General features: G+C 70.4%; 6 protein-coding genes. 1 reads left to right on the top strand and 5 read right to left on the bottom strand.

The genetic code is table 11. The features are described from left to right. Positions 1-922: 922 nt before the first annotated feature. The gene (locus tag AB4039_RS31470; protein ID WP_442272378.1) at positions 923-1,927 is read right to left on the bottom strand and encodes a DUF932 domain-containing protein; all 1,005 of its coding nucleotides are present in this window, start codon (positions 1,925-1,927) and stop codon (positions 923-925) included. A 284-nt stretch (positions 1,928-2,211) separates the two neighbouring features. On the opposite strand from AB4039_RS31470, the gene AB4039_RS31465 reads away from it, so the two are divergent. Further along, complete coding sequence (locus AB4039_RS31465) at positions 2,212-3,036, top strand: prepilin peptidase (protein WP_442272379.1); 825 nt, start codon at positions 2,212-2,214, stop codon at positions 3,034-3,036. Between the two features lie 179 nt (positions 3,037-3,215). Here AB4039_RS31465 and AB4039_RS31460 read toward each other — a convergent pair whose 3' ends face one another. The 4 genes from AB4039_RS31460 to AB4039_RS31445 all read right to left on the bottom strand — a co-directional run bounded on the left by AB4039_RS31460 (position 3,216) and on the right by AB4039_RS31445 (position 6,384). Beyond that, the gene (locus AB4039_RS31460) at positions 3,216-3,395 is read right to left on the bottom strand and encodes a hypothetical protein (RefSeq protein WP_442272377.1); all 180 of its coding nucleotides are present in this window, start codon (positions 3,393-3,395) and stop codon (positions 3,216-3,218) included. Between the two features lie 66 nt (positions 3,396-3,461). Continuing rightward, positions 3,462-3,788: a hypothetical protein gene (locus AB4039_RS31455; protein WP_100583678.1), complete on the bottom strand. Its 327-nt coding sequence runs from the start codon at positions 3,786-3,788 to the stop codon at positions 3,462-3,464. Positions 3,789-3,986: 198 nt separating this feature from the next. Then, positions 3,987-5,396, bottom strand: a complete 1,410-nt coding sequence (locus tag AB4039_RS31450; RefSeq protein ID WP_442272376.1) for a hypothetical protein — start codon at positions 5,394-5,396, stop codon at positions 3,987-3,989. A gap of 349 nt (positions 5,397-5,745) precedes the next feature. Continuing rightward, positions 5,746-6,384, bottom strand: coding sequence for a hypothetical protein (locus AB4039_RS31445; protein ID WP_442272375.1), 639 nt, complete (start codon positions 6,382-6,384; stop codon positions 5,746-5,748). Between the last annotated feature and the right edge of the window lie 82 nt (positions 6,385-6,466).

Below are 6,466 nucleotides of genomic sequence, written 5' to 3'. Positions count from 1 at the left end.
GGGCATAAATGCCCCTAAAGGAATTGCCTTTCGGCAATTCACGCAGGGAATTCCCCTTCGGGGAATTCGGGGTGGTGGGGGTCAACCCCCTTCGGGGGTTTTGTTGGGGCGGGTTTGAATTGCCTTTCGGCAATTCTTGGTTGGTGGTTTTTGAAAGCCTTTTAGGCTTTTTTGGATTCCCGCGTTGCGGGAATTGATGGGGTGTTGGTTGCAGGGTGGGGCCCGCCTGCCGGCGGGTGGGGTGGTGGGTGGTGTGGGCCCCTTCGGGGCTTTGGGGGTGTGGGGGTGTTTCGTTGTGGGGGTGTGGCTAGGGTCTGGGGGTTGGTGTCATGTGTGGTGGCTGGTTGGGTGGTTGGTGGGGGCTGGGTGGGGGGTGTGGGCCCCTGTCGGGGCCTGTGGGGGCGGGAGGGGGTGTGTGCGGGTGCTTCTGGGTGGGGTGGGGGTGTTCGGGGGCGGGGGTGGCGGTTGTCGTTTCCTGAGGGGGTTTCAGCGCCCTTCCGGGCGCCGTGACTGGAGTGGGCCGCCCTTACGGGCTTCCGAATTCACGAGGGCGGGGCGTGCTCGAATTCCAGGGACGGCCTTACGGCCGAATCGGTCGCTTTGAATTCCATTTCTTCGCCGCGTGAGACTCCGTTCTGATATCTCTTGCTCGCCTCATGGACGGACCGTCACACCATCCGAACCTGATGACACGTCAGAGAACGCATGCGAGAAATACAGACCGCCCGGGAATCGAAAAGAACACCACCCCGGAAAAGAAGAAGAGGCCCTTCCGGGCCTCCCCCACACAGCTATCACACCCTCAAAACACCCCACCCCCCGCCCACTTCCGGCACCGCTAGCCGGCCGGGCAGGCCCTCGGGGAATCCTCAGCCTGGCAGGGGGTGGGGAGCAGCCTTCCGGCTGCTCCCCGTAAGTCGAACTAGACGGCCGCGAGGCGGAAGGCCCGCTCCATCACGTCGTCGGCGGTCCCCGTGATCACACGCTCCGCGCGAGCAGCGCTCTTCAGATCGGAGGTTGCGCCTCGCGCCGGGGCAACGTGGTTGGCGTACTCGGTGATGGCGTTGTAGCCCGCCCACGCCGTTCCCCGGATACCTGCCTGGGTGTCCGCGTTCTCGAAGAGGTTCCGGATGGTGTTCCAGCGGGTGAGCTGGTTGTTCTTCTTCCGGGTGCTGTCGCCGTTGGCGACAGGCCACAGCTGTTCCACGACCGACCGGAGCATGGGGGTGGTCATCTCCGCGTCCAGCATGCGCTGGGCGGCCTTCTCGAACTCCTCGGCGTACTTGAAGGTGAGTCCCAGAGCCTGGCGGGCCTGGGCGATGCGACCGTGGGCGCCGGAGGTGTGGCGGACCGTGTAGCTGCTCTTCGCGTTGCGGAGCCCGGCCCGCAGGGTGTTGGCGCACACCACCCTCACAGGGGTGACGACGATCCGGAACGCGCTGGAGCCGTCGTGGGAGTTGAACGCGGCGATGTAGAGGTCCACCTCGTCGCTCCGGCCGATCGTCATCGACTGGGGCAGCTTCATGGTCAGGAAGACCTGGCGGCCGCCCTTCAGCGAGCCCGCAGTCTCGAAGTGAGCGCCGGACTCGTCGACCAGGTAGTTCAGGAACTCCGCGTGCTCCTCGTTCTGTACCGGCACGTAGTCCGGGCCCACCACGCCGAGCGTCTCGGGGCGCCCGGTCTTCGGGTGGGTACGGACGCTCGCACGGTGGTTCGGCACGTCCAGCAGCGTCGCGCCCTCGGCCGTCAGCTCGGTCGCGTGCAGGCCGACGAGGCGAACGTTCCAGCGGTCCAGCGCGGCCAGACGCATCGCGTCCTCAGCAGTCAGGGCCTCCGTCGTCACGGTCCCCAGCCGGTGCCATGCGCTCTTCTGCGCGCTCACGAACGCCGCCGTACCATCGCTGAACTGCTCAATCAGGTGTGCCATGGAACTCTCCTCACAGAAATGTGTCTTCCGGTGTCCGTCGGCTGCCACCACCGACCAACAAGACAACTATACCATGCATTCATCATGAGCGAGGAAGGGACAGACCCCTGGCCGCGAGCGGAACAACCCGCGCGACGGCTCCCGTCCCGGTCCTTGGGCGTCCGGGTGCTCCTGCTAACGTCCGCGCCAAGTCAGAGGCTTGCGAGGCGGGGGCGGGATGAAGCTCTGGGAAGGGGTGGCCCGGCCGGGCCTCGAAGCGAGGATGAGGGGCTGACGTGGGCATGATGCTATTCGTGGCCGGGGTCGCACTCTGGGGCGCGGTGGCGGGGCTCTTCCTGCCCCGGGCCGCCTACCGCCTCTCCGTCGAGCAGGGCCGGCCGTGGCGCTCGGCTTGTCCGGCCGGCCACCCGATGAGCGGCCCGGTCGCCGGCTGGCTGGGCCGCGCGGTGTGCCCCCAGTGCCTGTCCTCGACCGGCACCCGCAGCCGGTGGCCGGCTCCGGCCACCGGCCCGAATGCCTGGACCGGAGGCGGGGCTGGATATCGGCGGAGTAGTAGCTATGCGCCCGCCGGCGGGGTGGTGTTGGCCAGCGCCTTGGTATGTCTCGCGCTGGGGACCGGGGTCGGAGCCCGGCCCGAGCTGTTCGTCTGGCTGCTGCTGGCGCCGTTCACCGTCCTGCTCTGCGTCGTTGACTGGTCCGTGCAGAGGCTGCCCGACGTGCTGACCCTCCCGCTGGCCGTAGGAACCCTTGTGGCTCTCGGGGTGGCCGCGCTGGTGGGGGAAACCAGCGGCTCCTGGCCGCGCGCACTGCTCGGCGGGCTCGCCCTCGCTTCGACCTACTTCCTTCTCTTCCTCATCAACCCGCGCTTCGTGGCTTTCGGCGACGTCAAGTTCGCGCTCGTCCTGGGCCAGGTGCTCGGCTGGTATGGGTGGTCCGTGCTCTTCGCCGGGACCATCGCCGCGTTCTTCGCGGCAGCCGCGCACGGCCTCACCCTGGTCGCTCGACGCCGAGCGGACCGCACCACCATGATCCCCTTCGGGCCATTCATGGCGGGCGGAGCCCTCGCGAGCATGGTCTGGGCGGGCCTCGGCCCCTCGGCCGGCCTCTGAGGCTGACGCCCCACCCCCGGGAGCTTCGGCGGGTTCTCGATGGCGGTGCCAGCAGGGGAACGTGCCGACGGCCCGCCTCTCGGCTGGCCCTTCCTCGCCGCATCCACCCAGCCGGAGTCCGGCCGGTACAGGTAGCGCGTGAAGGCGGGCCCTCAGCCGCCCGCCTTCACCACGTCCGGTCAGCCGACGATCGCGACTTCCTCGCTGACCGTGTACTCGATGGTGTCGCCGCTGGAGTAGGCAACCCGGACCCCACCGGCAGGGGTATCGGTGACCGTGTCCACGAGGTAGGGCATCTCGTCGCTGCTGATGATCACGCGGTCGTTGCGCGCCAGGCAGTTCGCGGGAATGGTGATCATGGAAGGCTCCTTTGTGGGCCTACCCCCGGGCGTTCCTGACGCCCGGGGCGGGGTGAGGGGCGCGGGTCAGGCGATGTCGAGAATGACCGCGACGACGCGGTTAGTGACCTCTTCCAGGCCGTCCGAGGCGCTGGTGCAGTCGAAGTACTGGAGGAGGAAGGTCGGTTCGGCGTTCTTGTCCGCGTGGACGTAGAGGTCTCCCTCGTGGTCGACGCCCACCGTGAAACGGGCGCCTTCACGGGTGGTGATCTCGCCGGTCACGCCCCAGTAGCCGGACTCGGCGTGCCAGTCGTCACCCAGGAGCTTCACCGCTCGGCGGGCGATGTCCGAGATGGAGAACGGGTATTCGCGGCCGGGCTGGGAGAAGAACTGCTCCGCCGTCGTCATGGTCATCTGCGATCCTCTCGATCGTGTCTTCGGTTTGGTCGGCTGCCACCGCCAACCACTGAGACAACTATACCATGCACACATCACTTTCGGCGTATGGTGTGCACCACCTGGGTGGTTGGAGTTGCTGGCGTCCGCTCCGTCGGGGCCCCGCTGCCCCGGCCGGGGCCCGACTCCTTCGCCGGGCTCCGGCCCACCGCCTGATCAGACCCCGGACGGGGCGCTTGCGGCGGCAGCGCTCCGGCTTCGGGCCAGGTGTGTGCAGCGGATTCCGCCGCCCGGGTGCCATTCAAGGACCGGCTCGACCGACGCCCCGTGCTCTGCGCACCAGGAGACGGGAACAACGCCGCCGCAGGCGTGCCGCCTGCACACGCAGGCCTCCCCCGGCCCCGCGTACGCGAGGCCGTGGCGCACCACGCCGCCCGCCTGGCTGTCCGAGGCGGCGCCCCGGAGGGCGGCCGGCCACGCCAGGGTCACCTTCAGTCCCCCCGATCCGTTCCTGAACAGGTCGATGAGCCGCACCTCGCCGGGCACCGCCAGCGGCGCAGCTCCGGGCACAGCCAGCCTGCGCAGCGACGCTCCGAACTCCCCGGCCGTGAGCTTGGCCAGCGTGTCGGCGTCGTCCTCGGTGGTCCAGCCCGTCAGCTGGTCCTCGTCCTGGGCGTCGTCCGCCAGGAGCAGCAGCGGGCCGTCGAGCCGGAGCCTGGTCGCGCCTTCGCCACCGCCGAGGAGCAGCATGGCGGGCGGGATCTGGGACGGGATCTCGATTTTGTCGTGGCCGAGGAGCCAGCTGGCCACCGCCCTGCGGTCGAATTCCGGGTGGATGTCCGTCCCGCCGACCGGGGCCGGGAAGTCGGCGTGCCGCCGGCGCCAGTTCACCACCGCGGCGCGGCCGACTCGGGCGATCCTCGCCACCTCTGCCAGCAGCACCACGTCTCGCCCGGGTGCGACCGGCGCGAGGCCCGCGAGGGGCGAGCGGCGGCCTGCGGGCACCGTGCGCAGCGCTTCCCAGTCCACTCCGGGTCGCAGGACCGGGAGCAGGGCCAGATCGACCCCCGAGTAGAGGGGGACCTTGGTCCAGCCGCCGTGGGACTTGTAGTCGATCATCACGGAGCCCGCCGGGGAGATCCATCCGAGCCTGACGACCTGGTCGAAGTCGACCCTGCGCACGCCCAGGCGGACCGCGGCCTGGTCCGGGCCGAAGGGGACGTGGCGGTCCAACAGCGCAGGCAGGTCCCGGCGGCGAGCGAGGGCGGCCAGCTGGTCCGGATGGACGTCGGGGCACGCCGCTTCCCCGCCGAGCCAGACCAGCAGGCCGGCCTTCACCAGGTGACCGACCGCTGCAGCCGTCACCCGCGGGCGGCACCGCGGCAGCGGCTGACCCAGGGCCTCGGTCAGCCGGTCCGCCGCCTGCCCCGCGGCCATCGGCCCGCGCAGGGCGGCGCGGACGCCTTCCGCGTCCGCCCCGTCGACCGCGGACCGCGACCACTGGCCCGGCCCCGCGTCCGCCGGCGGGACCAGTCCGGACCCGGCCGCCCAGCGCCAGGCGGCCACCGGGACTCCGAGCCTGCCGGCCGCCGCCTGCTCGTCGTAGAACTCCCGCTGCTTGCCCATCACGAACTCCTCTCCGGGCCCCCGTTTGGAGCCACGTCCGAAAGATTGCGAAAGATGCCATTTGATGTCAATGGCTATGTTTTGAGGGGCAGTTGGGGGCGCACCGCCAGATCCCCGCCCGCGTACGCGAGGGGTGAATTCACTCCTGCGGGTGAAGCCGGAGCCGTCGGGCAGGCCGGTGTACGACGCGCCGGCCGTCGCGGGCTGGGGGCCGTCGCGGGCTGGGGGCCGTCCCGGCCGCCCGCGGGCTGCTGGCGCGTGCTGGACGCGCCCCGCTCCGGGCCCTGCCCGTGGCGGACCGAAACGCGTCCTTCCACGGGCAGGGGCCTGGGCTGCGTCGGGTGGAGCGTCAGGGCTGGGGCGTCGCCTCGCCGGTCTCCGGCCAATTGTCCCAGGGCCACAGTCCGCCGATCGCGTAGCGGCCCTGGGCGTCCGGGGTGACGCGCTCGGCGCCGGGCTCGTCCCGATAGGTGGCGTCCCAGGTGAACGTGAGCGTGCCGTCGTACTCGAACGCTGCCGTGAGGCCGCAGTTGTCCCGGTGCAGGTCTTCGACGATGCGCTGCGCGGTCTCGCCGGTGAACAGGTAGGTGCCGTACGGGGATCGCGACGCTGCGGTGGGCTGTCCGGGGTAGGGCCCGTACTGCGTCCCGTCGACCGTCAAGAGCTCACGGGGCGCGGCTGGGGCGGGCATCTGGGGGGTTGGGCTCGGTGTGGCGTCACCCGGGTCTCCGGCGCGCAGGCGGGCCGGATCGGGCACGACCGTCACGCTGTGGGCCGGCACCGCGTAGCGGGTGCGGCCGGTTCCTCCGGTCTCGCGCGGACGGGAGGTTCGAAGGACGTCGACGGTGATCCGTCCGGTGGGGCTGAAGCTCTGGACGACGCCTTCCACCATCTCAGTCGAGTGGGCGCTGCGGCCCCACTTCCGGGGGAAGAGGACGTGGGCGCGGTGCGGGATCGGGGTTCCTCGCCAGTCGAGCATCACGGTCATGGGGGGGACCTCCTGTGTGGGTGTGTTCGGGGCCGGCGGGGTGCCACTCCCCGCCGGGGATGGGGGTGGGGCTGCGCGCCCC

Source organism: Streptomyces sp. M-16, assembly GCF_052114405.1.
Taxonomy (GTDB): domain Bacteria; phylum Actinomycetota; class Actinomycetes; order Streptomycetales; family Streptomycetaceae; genus Streptomyces.
This window is presented reverse-complemented; position numbering and strand designations above follow the sequence as displayed.

Excerpts from the sequence above, each read along its gene's own strand:
- AB4039_RS31445 (WP_442272375.1), bottom strand. The coding sequence starts at position 6,384 with ATGACCGTGATGCTCGACTGGCGAGGAACCCCGATCCCGCACCGCGCC.
- AB4039_RS31470 (WP_442272378.1), bottom strand. The coding sequence starts at position 1,927 with ATGGCACACCTGATTGAGCAGTTCAGCGATGGTACGGCGGCGTTCGTG.
- AB4039_RS31460 (WP_442272377.1), bottom strand. The coding sequence starts at position 3,395 with ATGATCACCATTCCCGCGAACTGCCTGGCGCGCAACGACCGCGTGATC.
- AB4039_RS31455 (WP_100583678.1), bottom strand. The coding sequence starts at position 3,788 with ATGACCATGACGACGGCGGAGCAGTTCTTCTCCCAGCCCGGCCGCGAA.
- AB4039_RS31465 (WP_442272379.1), top strand. The coding sequence starts at position 2,212 with ATGCTATTCGTGGCCGGGGTCGCACTCTGGGGCGCGGTGGCGGGGCTC.
- AB4039_RS31450 (WP_442272376.1), bottom strand. The coding sequence starts at position 5,396 with ATGGGCAAGCAGCGGGAGTTCTACGACGAGCAGGCGGCGGCCGGCAGG.